The 12,927-nt window shown below is 46.1% G+C and carries 17 protein-coding genes; 6 read left to right on the top strand and 11 right to left on the bottom strand.

What is annotated here, in order from left to right:
* Position 1 precedes the first annotated feature (1 nt).
* Positions 2 to 568, bottom strand: coding sequence for a thioredoxin family protein (locus tag ACFQ3J_RS23010; protein WP_251584508.1), 567 nt, complete (start codon positions 566 to 568; stop codon positions 2 to 4).
* Between the two features lie 306 nt (positions 569 to 874).
* Between ACFQ3J_RS23010 and ACFQ3J_RS23015 the strand changes: the two genes are divergently transcribed.
* Positions 875 to 1,216 (top strand): hypothetical protein, encoded by a 342-nt coding sequence (locus ACFQ3J_RS23015; RefSeq protein ID WP_251584510.1) that lies wholly within the window; start codon positions 875 to 877, stop codon positions 1,214 to 1,216.
* 71 nt (positions 1,217 to 1,287) lie between these two features.
* Here ACFQ3J_RS23015 and ACFQ3J_RS23020 read toward each other — a convergent pair whose 3' ends face one another.
* The 5 genes from ACFQ3J_RS23020 to yyaC all read right to left on the bottom strand — a co-directional run bounded on the left by ACFQ3J_RS23020 (position 1,288) and on the right by yyaC (position 6,360).
* Positions 1,288 to 2,718 (bottom strand): O-antigen ligase family protein, encoded by a 1,431-nt coding sequence (locus ACFQ3J_RS23020; RefSeq protein ID WP_251584512.1) that lies wholly within the window; start codon positions 2,716 to 2,718, stop codon positions 1,288 to 1,290.
* A gap of 137 nt (positions 2,719 to 2,855) precedes the next feature.
* A complete protein-coding gene (locus ACFQ3J_RS23025; protein WP_251584617.1) occupies positions 2,856 to 4,055 on the bottom strand; it encodes a class I SAM-dependent methyltransferase in 1,200 nt (399 codons plus the stop codon).
* 59 nt (positions 4,056 to 4,114) lie between these two features.
* Positions 4,115 to 4,753, bottom strand: coding sequence for a DUF6483 family protein (locus ACFQ3J_RS23030; RefSeq protein ID WP_091161296.1), 639 nt, complete (start codon positions 4,751 to 4,753; stop codon positions 4,115 to 4,117).
* Between the two features lie 196 nt (positions 4,754 to 4,949).
* Positions 4,950 to 5,741, bottom strand: coding sequence for an alpha/beta fold hydrolase (locus ACFQ3J_RS23035; protein WP_251584514.1), 792 nt, complete (start codon positions 5,739 to 5,741; stop codon positions 4,950 to 4,952).
* Between the two features lie 61 nt (positions 5,742 to 5,802).
* Positions 5,803 to 6,360: a spore protease YyaC gene (gene yyaC, locus ACFQ3J_RS23040; RefSeq protein WP_379294104.1), complete on the bottom strand. Its 558-nt coding sequence runs from the start codon at positions 6,358 to 6,360 to the stop codon at positions 5,803 to 5,805.
* Between the two features lie 94 nt (positions 6,361 to 6,454).
* Between yyaC and ACFQ3J_RS23045 the strand changes: the two genes are divergently transcribed.
* Positions 6,455 to 6,676 (top strand): DUF1128 domain-containing protein, encoded by a 222-nt coding sequence (locus tag ACFQ3J_RS23045; RefSeq protein ID WP_091161300.1) that lies wholly within the window; start codon positions 6,455 to 6,457, stop codon positions 6,674 to 6,676.
* A 73-nt stretch (positions 6,677 to 6,749) separates the two neighbouring features.
* On the opposite strand, the gene ACFQ3J_RS23050 is transcribed toward ACFQ3J_RS23045, so the two are convergent.
* A complete protein-coding gene (locus ACFQ3J_RS23050) occupies positions 6,750 to 7,754 on the bottom strand; it encodes an asparaginase (protein ID WP_251584516.1) in 1,005 nt (334 codons plus the stop codon).
* Between the two features lie 297 nt (positions 7,755 to 8,051).
* Here ACFQ3J_RS23050 and ACFQ3J_RS23055 point away from each other — a divergent pair, with 297 nt between their 5' ends.
* The 4 genes from ACFQ3J_RS23055 to ACFQ3J_RS23070 all read left to right on the top strand — a co-directional run bounded on the left by ACFQ3J_RS23055 (position 8,052) and on the right by ACFQ3J_RS23070 (position 10,110).
* Positions 8,052 to 8,708, top strand: a complete 657-nt coding sequence (locus tag ACFQ3J_RS23055) for a phosphatase PAP2 family protein (RefSeq protein WP_251584518.1) — start codon at positions 8,052 to 8,054, stop codon at positions 8,706 to 8,708.
* 106 nt (positions 8,709 to 8,814) lie between these two features.
* Positions 8,815 to 9,072 carry a GlsB/YeaQ/YmgE family stress response membrane protein gene (locus tag ACFQ3J_RS23060; protein ID WP_091161305.1) on the top strand — a complete coding sequence of 86 codons (258 nt, stop codon included), beginning with the start codon at positions 8,815 to 8,817 and terminating at the stop codon, positions 9,070 to 9,072.
* Between the two features lie 52 nt (positions 9,073 to 9,124).
* Positions 9,125 to 9,640 carry a YtxH domain-containing protein gene (locus ACFQ3J_RS23065; RefSeq protein WP_311287978.1) on the top strand — a complete coding sequence of 172 codons (516 nt, stop codon included), beginning with the start codon at positions 9,125 to 9,127 and terminating at the stop codon, positions 9,638 to 9,640.
* A 101-nt stretch (positions 9,641 to 9,741) separates the two neighbouring features.
* Positions 9,742 to 10,110 carry a DUF5665 domain-containing protein gene (locus ACFQ3J_RS23070; protein WP_244533667.1) on the top strand — a complete coding sequence of 123 codons (369 nt, stop codon included), beginning with the start codon at positions 9,742 to 9,744 and terminating at the stop codon, positions 10,108 to 10,110.
* A gap of 102 nt (positions 10,111 to 10,212) precedes the next feature.
* Here the strand turns inward: ACFQ3J_RS23070 and ACFQ3J_RS23075 are convergent, their stop codons facing one another.
* The 4 genes from ACFQ3J_RS23075 to ACFQ3J_RS23090 all read right to left on the bottom strand — a co-directional run bounded on the left by ACFQ3J_RS23075 (position 10,213) and on the right by ACFQ3J_RS23090 (position 12,888).
* Positions 10,213 to 11,199, bottom strand: coding sequence for a magnesium transporter CorA family protein (locus ACFQ3J_RS23075; protein ID WP_091161307.1), 987 nt, complete (start codon positions 11,197 to 11,199; stop codon positions 10,213 to 10,215).
* A gap of 109 nt (positions 11,200 to 11,308) precedes the next feature.
* A complete protein-coding gene (locus tag ACFQ3J_RS23080; RefSeq protein WP_047913745.1) occupies positions 11,309 to 12,082 on the bottom strand; it encodes a sigma-70 family RNA polymerase sigma factor in 774 nt (257 codons plus the stop codon).
* Complete coding sequence (rsbW, locus tag ACFQ3J_RS23085; RefSeq protein ID WP_091161309.1) at positions 12,079 to 12,531, bottom strand: anti-sigma B factor RsbW; 453 nt, start codon at positions 12,529 to 12,531, stop codon at positions 12,079 to 12,081. Before rsbW ends, ACFQ3J_RS23080 begins: the two co-directional genes overlap by 4 nt.
* An 18-nt stretch (positions 12,532 to 12,549) precedes the next feature.
* Positions 12,550 to 12,888 carry an STAS domain-containing protein gene (locus ACFQ3J_RS23090; RefSeq protein ID WP_091161310.1) on the bottom strand — a complete coding sequence of 113 codons (339 nt, stop codon included), beginning with the start codon at positions 12,886 to 12,888 and terminating at the stop codon, positions 12,550 to 12,552.
* Between the last annotated feature and the right edge of the window lie 39 nt (positions 12,889 to 12,927).

Consider the following 12,927-nt stretch of genomic DNA (forward strand, 5'->3'; position numbering starts at 1 on the left):
TTTAAAAACCGGAAATCAACTCATGCAGCTCCTTGATGATGACTGCTTGATATTCCGTTCCCTCCCCATAACGTCGTTTAATCTCCTTACGCGTCTCTGCCAGATTATTCTGATAATCCGCAGCCTCACGGTCTGGATTATTCTCCTTGAAGGCAACCATTGCTTCCTGAACTTGCTTAGGACGCGGCCCCCATGTTCCAAGAACAGCACCGCCCGAGTCTGTAAAAATAACGACTGGAATCGAACGTCCGCCCATGGTCAGGAACTGATCCATAATCTCCAAATGATGCTCCATGATCAGCATGTCCACCGGCATATCAGTCGCTTCCAGAGCCCGGAATACAACAGGAATGTTTCGAACGACATCACCGCACCAATCTGCAGCGATGATGAGTGCCCGCAGGTCATCACGGTATTTCAAGCTGTCAAAGAAGGATTTGTCGTCTTCGTTCGTCCATTCAAAGCGATTATACCAATCTAGAAAAGCTTCTTTATTCTGTGTCATACCCTCTACAAATTCTTGAGGAGATAAACCTTTACCAAATTTGTGTGATAAATTAGGAGCCATGAGAAGCACTTCCTTTCCCGTATTAGCATGATTTGAATTATTGATTACATATAAACTAATTCGGCTTGTAACAAACACCGTCTGCCCAAACAAGTGAACAAGGGAATGATAGGAAAAACAGGCTCAGCTGTTATCCCGCGCATTACAGCGTAGTTTCTTATTGGAGCATCTATCTTCCATCATAGCTGATTTTTTGGCTATGGGAAAGTCTCCCGGACTGCCGTATTTACGCCTATATTGAACAGTCTAAAGTGTATCCGCCCTTCCTCATTTCGCATATGGTACCTATAGAGGAGGTCGATCAGCATGAAAGAGCATTCCCGCTATGGCAAGCAGACAGCCCCGTTCTCCAAGGGACCGGCACCCAAGCTTCCTTCTGCAAGAAAGATAAGACGTGCTTGCAGCAAGGAGCTATACCGAACTGTAAAACGGATGAAGCTGTATATTGCCCCGGATTTGGTGTCGCAGGGAGAGGAACTATATTATCGCAAGGTCATCGCCAACCTGCTCTGGATTACGGAGCATCAGAATGACCGCAAAGCCCAGTGCGAGTGGTGGGACAAAGAGGTGCTTCCTGAGCTCTCCGAGCTATGGAACGTGCCTGATGCCAAGCTGTCCAGCGCATTCCGAGACGCATATGGCGGTTAGAAGTGTGAATGAAAGTAAATTAAACGAGTTACGTGCCCGGCAAAAAAAGATTCGCGACGCTTGGATATTGTCTACAAGCTCCTCACCGGCAGCTTCCATGCTGCAATTAACACAAGCAGCATCCAAAATAAAGGATAGCTAAAGTCGAAATCGATTGCCCCATGAAGCATTACAATCAGGCACACGGGAATGCTGTCCCGACTATGTCGTAACAGCAAGTGCAGGATGTAAGCGAACAGGAGCAGCATGAGCATAAGCCCTATGACACCGGTATCGAGGAATAGATCCAGATACCCGCTGTGCACTTCGGTGCCGATATACGGTGTGGATTGGACCGTATAAACCGCATGCTTCCATGCGTCCCCGCCATGTCCAAGCCAAGGGGAGCGCAGACCATATTGAGCGGCATCACGCCACATCGCCTCCCTCGCAAACCAAGTTGCGCCGGAGGTAATTCTGCTGATGACCGTATGGTACACAAGCCCCGCTGCACCCGTCAGTGCAGCAAGGGCAAGGCACGCGGCAGCCACCCTGTGCCCGCGTGCCAGCAGTGTATGGAGCAGCAGCGCACCTCCGAGCGCTGCAATCTCGCCCCCGGCCAGCAGCATAAGGCCGGGGAGTGGAGCCGGCGCGAGTGCAGCGCCGGCAAGGGCGTGATGTGCGAGCGCGGCGCATAAGAGCGGCGCTGCACTCACACAGAGCAGCGGCAGGCGCCCTCCTTGCCGCTGAAGCAGGAGCAGCGCGAGTGCGCTGAGCAGCAGCGCGAGCCATGCCCCGCGCGACTCGCTGATGAGAAGCGCAGTTGCGGCTGGGAACAGGCCAAGGAGAGTTCCTGCCAATTTCCTCAGCTCTCCTGCTGGGAAGCTTGAGCTTGCAGAAGCGGCTGAAGCCAGCCGCTCCAATAAGAACATCCCGACCAGCACACCATACGCATTAGGGTACTCGACCAAGCCCGCAAGTCTGGCACCATAGGCACTCAGCAGAGGATCATCTGTCCTCATCACCGCATTAGGAAGGACAAGCAGGCCGCATACGGCCAGTAATCCGCTTAATGTCATCAGCCAGCCCATCAGCTGAAAGCCTGCACCGAGCCACTTTTTCCCTATTACAGACTGTCCAAGGATACAGCAGCCCGCAGCGAATACACTTACGAAAAAAAATTGCACGAGGCTGTCTCTTGTTCCATTGATACTTTGTGGATCCCCAAAGAGCAGATGCCAGGCATATATAAAACCGATGAACAACGGAAATAGAATAATCGGTGTATCGTTGTACATTTTTGTTGCTGTATTTGAAGCAGGAGTGACAGTCATCAGCCACAATACAAGCAGCACAGACGGGAACAAGACACTGATCCAATGCCATGTTGAAGGGAAGAACAATCCCTGATTCAGACAAGCATAGACCATTGTTGCTGTAACCAGCAGCCCAATTAACACTATGCCGTAAATGGCTAACCCATTACCCACCTTGCTCGTTCGTTTTTGATCGGCATGCTGCATTTGAAGAGACTCCCTTTCTTACTAAAAATACATTGAAGTGTCCTCCTATTACTATTGCCTAACCCAAAAAAGCCCAACCCTTTTTGGGCTGGACTCTTGAACCTATAGATATAAATGGAAGATGGTAAGACAGCGACTTATTTCGCCGCTCCTTCCGGTAATAGATCTGCGCACACTCTCTCCAAATAAGGATTTACATGTAAGAAATCACGATAAGCTGTATACTCATCCCACAATTGCTGTGTATCTCCGGCATGTCCCCTTACTGCACGAATCAGAATATTCTTGGGTGTATGCTCCATATCGATGAATTCCAGCAGCTGTGTGCGGTAGCCCATGATATCAAGCAGTTTGGCACGAATGGCATCCGTAGCAAGGGCAGCAAACCGTTCCTTGAGAATCCCGTGCGATAATAAAGGATTCATGACATTAGCCTCCATCTGAGCAAACAGCTCATGCTGACAGCAAGGAACAGATAATATCACCGACGCACCCCAGCGTACCGCCTTCTCAAGGGCAGCATCTGTTGCGGTATCACAGGCATGCAGTGTAACGACCATATCCACCTGCTCCAGCTCATTATATTCTGCGATGTCTCCTACCAGGAATTTCAGTCCGTTGTAGCCGAGATTCTTGCCTATTTGACTGCAATGCTCAATGACGTCCGCCTTTAAATCCAGACCGACGACCTGAATCTTCCTGCGCTGCTGCACAGCCAAGTAATGGTACAAAGCAAAGGTAAGATACGATTTGCCACAGCCAAAATCAACAATCGTAATCGGCCGTCCCTGCGGCAAATTCGGAAGCACATCCTCCACCATTTCAAGGAAGCGATTGATCTGCTTGAACTTGTCATATTTACGGGCATGCACCTTGCCCTCATCACTCATAATTCCGAGCTCAATCAGGAAGGGGATCGGCTTGCCATCCTCAAGCACATAACGTTTCTTCCGATTGTGAGACAAATCCGCTTCCTGCTTGGAGGGAGTTTTGGTCAAAATCGACACTTTGTACTTCTTGCTGATCAAGATCTGATAGTCTGCTTCGGGAGTACAGATTATGCCTTGCCGAAAAGTCTCTTCAAATAATTGCTTCATCCGGTCAGAAGCTTCCTCCGGGACCAAATTATCGTGAGTTACTTTGTTGTTCTGATGGTATGCAAATTGGTAATGAAGTTGGTTTTTAAGCAGAACCGGCTTAACCTGCACTTTAGTAAAAGTCTGTCCTTCTTTTTTGCGAAGCTGACTCAGTGTGGCCGTAATCAATCCCTGCTCTTCAAAAATATCTTCAATTAATTTTCGTAATGAATCCAAAAGGTACATCTCACTTTCTATGATTAACGTTGTTCTTTGAGTAACAATACCATATCAGAACACATTGTCCAGCTAATCTTGGTTTACTTCTGCAATTCACGAAGTCCTTCCTCCACTTCCGTACGAGGCAGCCCGCCCTGCTCTAGCTGCGTATCCTCATGCAGCAGCAGACGCTTGTAAAACTCAGCGGCCTCCTGCACATACTCATCCTGTCTGCTCAAGCGATACCAACTGTTCTCCGCCTCATCATATCGTCCGGCTTCCTCGTGATACATCGCCTTTAGTCTTTCCGTCTTCTCAGGCAGCTCATACCCTTTAAGCTCCTCCTGCAATGCCGCAACACGCTCAGGTGCATTTAAGATCTCTCTGTTCGCCCCATGAAGCAAGCTGTATAAATATAAATGCTGAGCTTTCATCCAGCGGACAAGCGCTTGATCGGTCAAGCCTTGATCCATGTACACTCGGCCTTCCTCTTCCATGATTCGTGCCACTTGCTGGACCTTGTCCACTTCCACACCGTCACCAAGCCGAAACAAATCGATGATATCATCAACCGGAAGAGAGTTCAGCAGCTGAGAATTAAGCCTAAATTGACGTTTAAGCCACTCATCCAGCTCCCATAAGGCGTCAATGTGCATTTTCTTCTGCTTCAGCTCGAACACTTTACCGATCATTTCAGTCATTTCCTCCACCATACGAAGGAGATAATCTCTTCTTAACATCAGCATCTCTTCTCCTTTGGCCGTGAGTCCTGAGCGTTCCAACGCTCCATTTAAATTGTACCCGGAATATAAGGAAAAAGCCAAAATGACCTACTAAAAAGCAGGCTAGGGGCAAAACACCCTTAGCCTGCTGTCATAATATATGAATAGGAATCCATTTCAAATGCTCTATGGAATGAATTCAATGGATACAACTCTACTTTACATTGTTATTCATAAAGTTTGTAATCGCACGAATGAACTCATCTGGCTGTTCAACCATGCTCATATGCCCTGCTCCTGAAATTAACGCCTGTGTTACTCTTGGACTGTCTGAAGTAAAGGTTCTATCCGGTGGCACAACGTTATCCTGTTCGCCCGCAACTAACAGCACGGGAACGCTCGCCTCATCCAGCACATGCCTCAGGTCAGGACGATCTTTCATGGCAATTGCAGTATTTGATGCTCCTTGAGGAGAAGTCCGATACCCGATCTCACGGACTCGATCGATCTTGGACACCATCGTCGTCTGGTGCTCTGCTGCAAACAAATTAGGAACCAGGGAATCAATAAATGGTTGAATACCTTCCGTTTGGATAGTAGATACTGCTCTGAGACGCTTTTCTTTGGCCTCGTCACTGTCTGGATACGCGGTTGAATGGATCAAGCCAAATGCCTCAAGCACATCAGGATATCTGTCTGCAATGGATAGTGTGATGTATCCACCTAGTGAATGTCCGAAGATGCTTGCCTGCTGAATACCTAAGTGATTGAGCAGCTCCACGATATCATCTGCCATTTCGCTAATGCCGCAGCTGTTGTTAGGAGTACCCGATTCCCCATGACCTCTGAGATCCGGTACGATGCATCTATATTGCTTCATTAATTGAGGCAATACCTCTTCAAAGTAGTCAGAGCTTCCGCAGTAACCGTGCAGAAGTACCACAGGTTGTCCTTCTCCATGATCTCTATAAGCAATAACATGATTTCCCAATTGTACTTTTTCCATTACATTCGCCCTCTTTCTGTTAGCATGGATCAAGAAATCCAGTATTACATACATTAAGCATTTAGGACCCTGCTGAACCAGTCTGTAATCGAAATCCCTCTTGAGCTGCCTCAGCAAGTTCACGCGCCATATTCATCACCAGATGTAGAGAAGTCATCTGAAGCAGCGTATACGGCTTGGGACCATTCGCGTTAACAACGCCGGCAATGCTGTAATGACCGATAGCGGGCAGCTCACCCTTTACGGATTCAGCAGGAACCAGCGGACGCTCCCGGCAAATGTAAGTGCCAATGTCCACTGAAGAACCAAGACAAGCATCAATCGCAATGACAATATGGTCCGCCGGAATTCTGCTGATCCTCTGCATCAAAGTCGTCGCATCGCAGGGTTCTGGCAATGTACCCACAACGTGCTTAAATCCGCGTTCGGCTAAGTAACTGCCGGTAAGCGGACCCAGCGCATCACCGGTCGATCGATCTGTTCCGATACATACGAAGGTTAATTTATCTATAGAATGCTGAACTCCAATCTGTTTGAAGAATGAAACAAGAGCCTCCTTACCACTTCTTTTGTGACCAGAGGCTGTTGTCCGGGAAGTCATCGATGTAAATTTGGACAAGAGTAATCGAAACCTCCTCTTTATCTTTCTATCCTGATGCTTACATGATACAATACGAACAAACTTTATTGAAGTCGAAAGGAATGGACGGAACATGGATTTATCCCAAAAAAATCAGCAGAACATCGAGTTTATGATTGATGCAATCAAGTCTAAACTAAAAATGGCGAGTGCCGCTGCACTTCAGTCATCTGCCTTCACGGTAGCTCAGTACGACGATATTCTGGATATTTACGAGATCGTAAATTCCAAAAGCAATCTCAGTATTTCCGAAGTAGAGGCGCTCGTATCCGAATTGGGCCGCCTCCGCGCATAACGAACAGCCCCTTCCTGTCGAAATGGCAGGAAGGGGCTGTTTTATTAGAGTATAGTCTTAATCTAAATGAATTCTAATGTTGAAGACGAAAGACTGGCTCTGCAGCACCTACAACGGCCCCGGCATCATTACGAATGTCCTGTGGGAATTGTTTCTTTAACGCGTTCAATGTCGCATGATTACGATAACCGATTTGCTCAAGAATCGATGCGGTAATAAGCCCCCACTCCTCCTCGGAGCCATCAAGAACCTTGAAGCTGATCCCTAGCCGCTCCTCACGAAGGGCAAAACAGAACACGCCTTGAAATCCGCCTTTGGCAACGATATTCGAATCCTGAAGCAGAACGGTATCTACTCTGCCCGTTCCTCCAACCATTTCCGGTGCTGTATTCATTGCTGCAGTAATGAGCTGAGCAGCTTGCCGGGTAGGTTCTTCTGCAATCAAATCAGGACATGCCAGCTTAAGAAAGGCTCTAGCCATCCCTGAGATAGGCAGTGCATAGACCGGAAAACCGCAGCCATCTGTTCCTAGAGACAGATCTTCCTGAGATACATCTGTAAATTGTGAAATAATTTCTTTGATCTCCTGCTGCACAGGATGGTGCGGATCGGCATAAGTGCTGAGATCAGCTCCCTTCAGCTTCGTATAGGCAAGTACGCCCATATGTTTACCCGAGCAGTTATGAAGAATTCTTCGTTTGCGCCCCTCATTTTTAATGTACTTCGTTCTGCTCTCTTCATGAAGCGGAAAACTCGGAGCACATACCAGACCTGTCTCTTCTATCCCGATCTTATTTTTCATTTGCATCAGTACACGCTGATGGAAATCCTCTGAGCGATGCGAGGAGACCATTAGGGCAATCTCCTCGGAGGTGAATCCATACTTCTCGTGTATGCCGGCTCTGATGCCGGGTATGGCTTGCAGTGGTTTGGCCGCTGAGCGGGTAAAGGTCTTAAAATGTGGATCACCTGCGGAATATACAACTTCTCCTTTTTCATTCACAATCGATATATGACCGCGGTGTGCGCTTTCCATTACACCACCACGAAATTCGGTTAATAATAATGCATCTAACATGCTTTTTCTCTCCTTCTCAAGGGCGGCTTGCCGCTTGGTTGTACCAAGATGAACACCATAGTACAGTATAGTACAAAGAAACAAATTTGACAGAGATAATGGACAGGCAAAACCAATTTTAGCAACTCAGGGGGTTATGAAATTGAATCAAACTAAAAGAAAATTAACTAAATCTAACACCGAGCTATCTAGCTAGAATAAACGACGTACGTTTTTTTATCCATAGCGGCTGTATCCATCTATCAATCTGTCTCATTTTCTAACCTATCCAAATCAAAAGTCAGGAGCAACACATCAATGACAAATCACAGCAAAAAAATCTTTTATTGGACAACCATTGGACTAGCCGGCAGTCTCGCTCTTGTTCTCATCATCGTACTATTATTTATGCTGCTTGGAATCGACAATGTTCAAGCTATCGATGAAAATATCCAACATTATCTTTTTCCTCAAGCGGACAGCTGGTACTATTCCTTGCTGCCTGTCATCAAAGGAATTACCGAGTTTGGATCTTTTAATATCACTATGATTGTTGCGCTTGCATTTGTGAGTTATTACTGGATCTTTCGCAAACTTTATGTAAACGCATATATAGCAGCGGTCAGTTTCATTGGTATGTGGGGCATCAATTATGTTCTCAAAATAATTCTTAGAAGAGAACGACCTGAGCTTGAACAACTGATGGCCGCACACGGATACAGCTTTCCAAGCGGTCATTCGATGATTGCTGCCGGATTCTACGGTGGTATTGTTATCCTGCTCGTGCATGCAATGAAAGAAAGAGGCTGGACCGGACCTCTTCTCGCGATACTTGGCACCCTATTCGTACTATTAATCGGTTACAGCCGTATTTATCTCGGGGTGCATTATCCATCTGACGTTGTGACAGGCCTCTTGTCCGGAGGCATATGGGCCTTCTGTATGTATCGTCTGCTGCAAGAAGCTTCCCAATAGAATCCAGTACATATCCTCTGCTTCTGCATCCTTTGTTTCATTCTCACTGCCGATAGTTTATATACGAAGTAAGCAAGGCACTAAAGAAGCATAGGAGGCGATTGTTATGTGGGGGATCATCATTATTATCGTGATGGCAATAATTATTGGACTTATAGGTGATGCTCTCGTTGGCCATAACATGCCGGGCGGAATTCTTGGTTCAATGATCGCGGGATTTGTCGGTGCATGGATTGGTTCGATGCTGTTCGGTGACTTCGGTCCGATCATCGCTGATTTTGCCATTGTCCCCGCCATAATTGGTACAGCCATTTTCGTCTTTATTTTGGGGCTTATTGGTAAACTGTTTAGAAGAGCAGCTTAACGGGTTATTAGTAAAAAAGAGTTAATCATTACAATTGAAGGAGTGATCAATCATGACTCAAAATGCGACAGATTATACTAAAAACATGACGGACTACAGAAATGAAGATACGGGCAATGGTAATAACTTCGCTAAAGGCCTGTTCATCGGTGGACTCCTTGGCGCAGCAGCAGCCTTGTTGTTTGCACCTAAGCCAGGCCGTGACTTAAGAGGTGATCTATCCGATAAAATGGTGGTTGTCTCTGGCAAAACCAAAGAAGTAGCAGGTGTTGTAGGAAGCAAAGCATCGGAAATTGCCAAAACGGTATCTGGTAAAACAAGTGAGCTGGCTAAGACCGTAGGCGACAACACGACTTCTGTCGTAGCGAGCATTAAGCAGGCGAAGGATGATGTAGCCAATGAAGCTACAAAAGCATCCGAGGAAGTTGCAGCAACAACAGCCAAAGCTGCCAATGAAGCAGAAAATCAATTGAATTCGACTACACCGTCGAAGAACGATAGCGGCTCATCCCAAGGTAGTTACTCTACACCATCGACTTCATCAACAGCGACAACCAAACTGCCTTAAGCATTTGAGTTGCTTTCGTTATAGCCAGCTGCTTGCAGCTGGCTATTTTTATAGAGTTTGCTGCTGTGATGTAAGTGAATTCCCGGAAGGAGGCATTTCTTATGAGCTCAGTCGAGTTCAACACAAACCGTAATATCAATACTGACAATAAGCACAAGCAAGAGGTGATTGCTGAACACCCATTTGAGCTTCGGCATGAGGTAAAGAATTTGAACCAACGGCTGGAGGGAATTATCCAAGCGATGGAAAGCGCGGAGTTCAAAGATATTCTAGAGAATTATACCAGCCCCAAGAAGCGGATCATTGCCAATCTGACCGCAGGTATTGCAAGAGGTCTGGGAATGTCCATCGGTACTGTTCTTGTCTTGGCAATTCTCGGTTGGGTTCTCAGTCTGATTGTAGATATGAATCTTCCAGTCATCGGTCAATATATTGCAGAGTTGCAAGGATATATCGATGCTTCTAAATAAGTCCCCCAATAAATGGAGAGAGTAAAAAAGCCTGAACGTTAGCTGTGGAAGCTAAAGTCAGGCTTTTTTGTCATGATTTATGCAAAATCCTCATAAGCTTCGTCAATTTGACTTCTTCGTGTTCGTTGGATTTTCACCGCGAGGCTTGATTTTTAAAATGTCCCCTGTCCAGCCCTTCATAAACATCCAAATGTACATTCCTGCCATACTCAGCAATATCGCAGCAGTAACCACTGTAAATCCCCATTCCGTCTTAATCCAAGGCAGATTCTCGAAGTTCATGCCCCATATTGCCCCAACGGCCGTCGCCGGAGTAAAGACCGCAGTAACAATCGTCAGCGTCTTCATTATATCGTTTCCACGAATGGAAGAGGCGGCGTTATCAATTGAAATTAAAGTATCAATCTCATCCTCATAATGACGGAACAAGCTGTCCATACGTTTCATTCGGTATGTCAGCTGTTTATAGGTTACCCGCTCCTCGATCGATAGAAAATGAAAAGCCTCATTGGAAGCATGCAGCAGCTCCTGAAAGGAGATAAACTGATTGCTCCAAAACAAGAGTTCAAAACGGGCAGATAATATTTTATCCATCAGCGTTCGGGCATTTCTCTTCTCCATACTCTCTTCCAGGCTGCGCAAATTCATTTCGAATTTGTCCAGACCTATATGAAAGTAATGCAGGAGCGCCCTGGCAACGATAAACATCCCCGATACCGCATCATCGGCCTCATCAAACATCCTCCTTCGCTCGTCAGCCAGTAAGGCCTCTCTTGTGTGCTTGTCGATATTCAGGGTAATCAAATGACTTGGATCTACATAAAAGTAAAATTGATGACCTTCCTGCTCGTCGTCCAAGTTCTTCTTAATGGAATAGAGCAGTGAGCCAAACAAGACATTCTTGCCGTCAATGGTCCGGACAGAAATGTAGTTCGTCTGGATTTCTGGCAGTTTGGTCAGCCATTCTGCCGTAGAGGGTATTTCCTCCCTCAGTCTGTCCAGCTCTTCGCATTCAAATTGGGACACCTTATAATCCTGCCAGACCCACTTCTCATACAGTCTTACTTCCTGTAAATTCAGCTGATCCATCTCTATTTACCCCCCTTATTCCTTCCTCTCTTAACAAACAGGGTTAAACCGGCAAAGAGGCATGCCAGCATTCCGTAGGAAATGCTGGCATGCCTCTTTAGAATTTGTCCTATGATGATGAGGATTGCGTCATAATTTGTTTAAGTTTCTCTGTTGCCCGCTTCTGAATACGGGAAACACTCATTTGGGACACGCCTAATTTCTGAGCAATGGCCCGCTGGGATTGACCATCTTGGAATGCAAGCAGCAGCACCTTCTGCTCCTGTTCCTTCAATTGCCCAAGCGCTTGCTGAAGATCCATGCGTTTCTCTACCGCATCATAATCATTAGCCTCTGAACTAATAAGTTCTCCCAATGTTGCCGTGCTCTCATCTTGAGACAACGGTGAATCGAGTGATACATAATGGTAGGACTCACGTCCTGCGAGCACCTCAACGGTCTCCTCTACCGTTAGATCCAGGTATTCCGCAATTTCTTGAACATCAGGCGATCTTTCAAGCTTAATCGTCAAATCATCAATCGCATGCTGCACTAGCGCGCCTTTTTCTTTGATCCTGCGGGGTACCTGTATGTACCAAGACTTATCCCTTAAATAATTTTTCATATGCCCGATCATGCTCTTCATCGCATATGGCTCGAAAGGGATGCCCAGATTGATATCATACTGACTGAGCAGCCTTACGAGAGCCATCTGACCTGTCTGGTACAGGTCTTCATATAAATCAGGTCTATTTCGAGAAATCTTGCCTGCAGCCATCTTGACCATAGGCTCGTATTTCTTAATTAGAACGGTAGCAATTTCGTTATCTTTGGTCTGTTGATACTCCCAAATCAAACCCACTGCTTCGTCCATCGACTCTTGGGGAGTCAAGCGATCGGTCATACCCTTTCCTCACTCTTAGTGAGGCGTTTAATTAAGACGACTTCTGTTCCTTTGCCTTCTTCTGTGACGACATTTACATCATCCATCAAAGCCTGCATCAGATAGAATCCCAGTCCACCGATTTGAACCTCGTCCAGATCTTTGTCATGCAGTGCAGCGATGCCGTCTCTTTGTTCTACACGCTCAAAGCTCTCCCCTTCATCTTTGACCGTGATAGACAGTTCCTCGTCATCAAATTCAAAAAACACATCAACAAGGCCGTTCACTTCTCCATAGGCATAGAGCACTGAATTGTTGCATGCTTCCGAGACAGCAACCTTCATATCCTCAATATCCTCATAAGAGAAACCCATCTTTGATGCAATTCCATACAGATTCAATCTGACAATATCAACAAAGTCTGCCGTAGCTGGCAGCTTAAGTGTTACTCTCTGTGCTTCTGCTTTCATTCTTTCTTCGATCCTTTCCTATTGGGAATTCTCCTGAGGGACAAAGAATTTAGTGATGCCTGTCATGTCAAACAGCTTTTGAATATTTCCAGGAACCTCTTCTACCATAAATGAGCCATCTTTTGCATGTCTTGCTTTTAGGATAGACAACAAAATTCCGATACCCGTACTATCAATGTATTTCAGATCTTTCAGATTAACAATCAGGTTTTGATCCGTATTTGCCACAAGGGGCTCCATGGTATTTCTGAAATCTGGAGCAACAGAGAGGTCGAGCTCTCCGCTCAAATAAACTGTACAAGTGTTATTATTGACTTCTGTCTCTGCTTTAAACTTGTCATTTTTATTTGTATTCATTAGACATCTCTCTCCCAAAAATTATTTCTATATTGATTA

Origin of the sequence: Paenibacillus provencensis (genome assembly GCF_042678545.1) — a bacterium.
Taxonomy (GTDB): Bacteria; Bacillota; Bacilli; order Paenibacillales; family Paenibacillaceae; genus Paenibacillus; species Paenibacillus provencensis.

Bases quoted from the DNA above. Each gene is read 5' to 3' on its own strand.
- ACFQ3J_RS23075 (WP_091161307.1), bottom strand. From the start codon at position 11,199: ATGGATCAGCTGAATTTACAGGAAGTAAGACTGTATGAGAAGTGGGTC.
- ACFQ3J_RS23015 (WP_251584510.1), top strand. From the start codon at position 875: ATGAAAGAGCATTCCCGCTATGGCAAGCAGACAGCCCCGTTCTCCAAG.
- ACFQ3J_RS23060 (WP_091161305.1), top strand. From the start codon at position 8,815: ATGTGGGGGATCATCATTATTATCGTGATGGCAATAATTATTGGACTT.
- ACFQ3J_RS23020 (WP_251584512.1), bottom strand. From the start codon at position 2,718: ATGCAGCATGCCGATCAAAAACGAACGAGCAAGGTGGGTAATGGGTTA.
- ACFQ3J_RS23050 (WP_251584516.1), bottom strand. From the start codon at position 7,754: ATGTTAGATGCATTATTATTAACCGAATTTCGTGGTGGTGTAATGGAA.
- ACFQ3J_RS23090 (WP_091161310.1), bottom strand. From the start codon at position 12,888: ATGAATACAAATAAAAATGACAAGTTTAAAGCAGAGACAGAAGTCAAT.
- ACFQ3J_RS23065 (WP_311287978.1), top strand. From the start codon at position 9,125: ATGACTCAAAATGCGACAGATTATACTAAAAACATGACGGACTACAGA.
- ACFQ3J_RS23055 (WP_251584518.1), top strand. From the start codon at position 8,052: ATGACAAATCACAGCAAAAAAATCTTTTATTGGACAACCATTGGACTA.
- ACFQ3J_RS23070 (WP_244533667.1), top strand. From the start codon at position 9,742: ATGAGCTCAGTCGAGTTCAACACAAACCGTAATATCAATACTGACAAT.
- ACFQ3J_RS23035 (WP_251584514.1), bottom strand. From the start codon at position 5,741: ATGGAAAAAGTACAATTGGGAAATCATGTTATTGCTTATAGAGATCAT.
- rsbW (WP_091161309.1), bottom strand. From the start codon at position 12,531: ATGAAAGCAGAAGCACAGAGAGTAACACTTAAGCTGCCAGCTACGGCA.
- ACFQ3J_RS23080 (WP_047913745.1), bottom strand. From the start codon at position 12,082: ATGACCGATCGCTTGACTCCCCAAGAGTCGATGGACGAAGCAGTGGGT.
- ACFQ3J_RS23010 (WP_251584508.1), bottom strand. From the start codon at position 568: ATGGCTCCTAATTTATCACACAAATTTGGTAAAGGTTTATCTCCTCAA.
- ACFQ3J_RS23030 (WP_091161296.1), bottom strand. From the start codon at position 4,753: ATGTTAAGAAGAGATTATCTCCTTCGTATGGTGGAGGAAATGACTGAA.
- ACFQ3J_RS23045 (WP_091161300.1), top strand. From the start codon at position 6,455: ATGGATTTATCCCAAAAAAATCAGCAGAACATCGAGTTTATGATTGAT.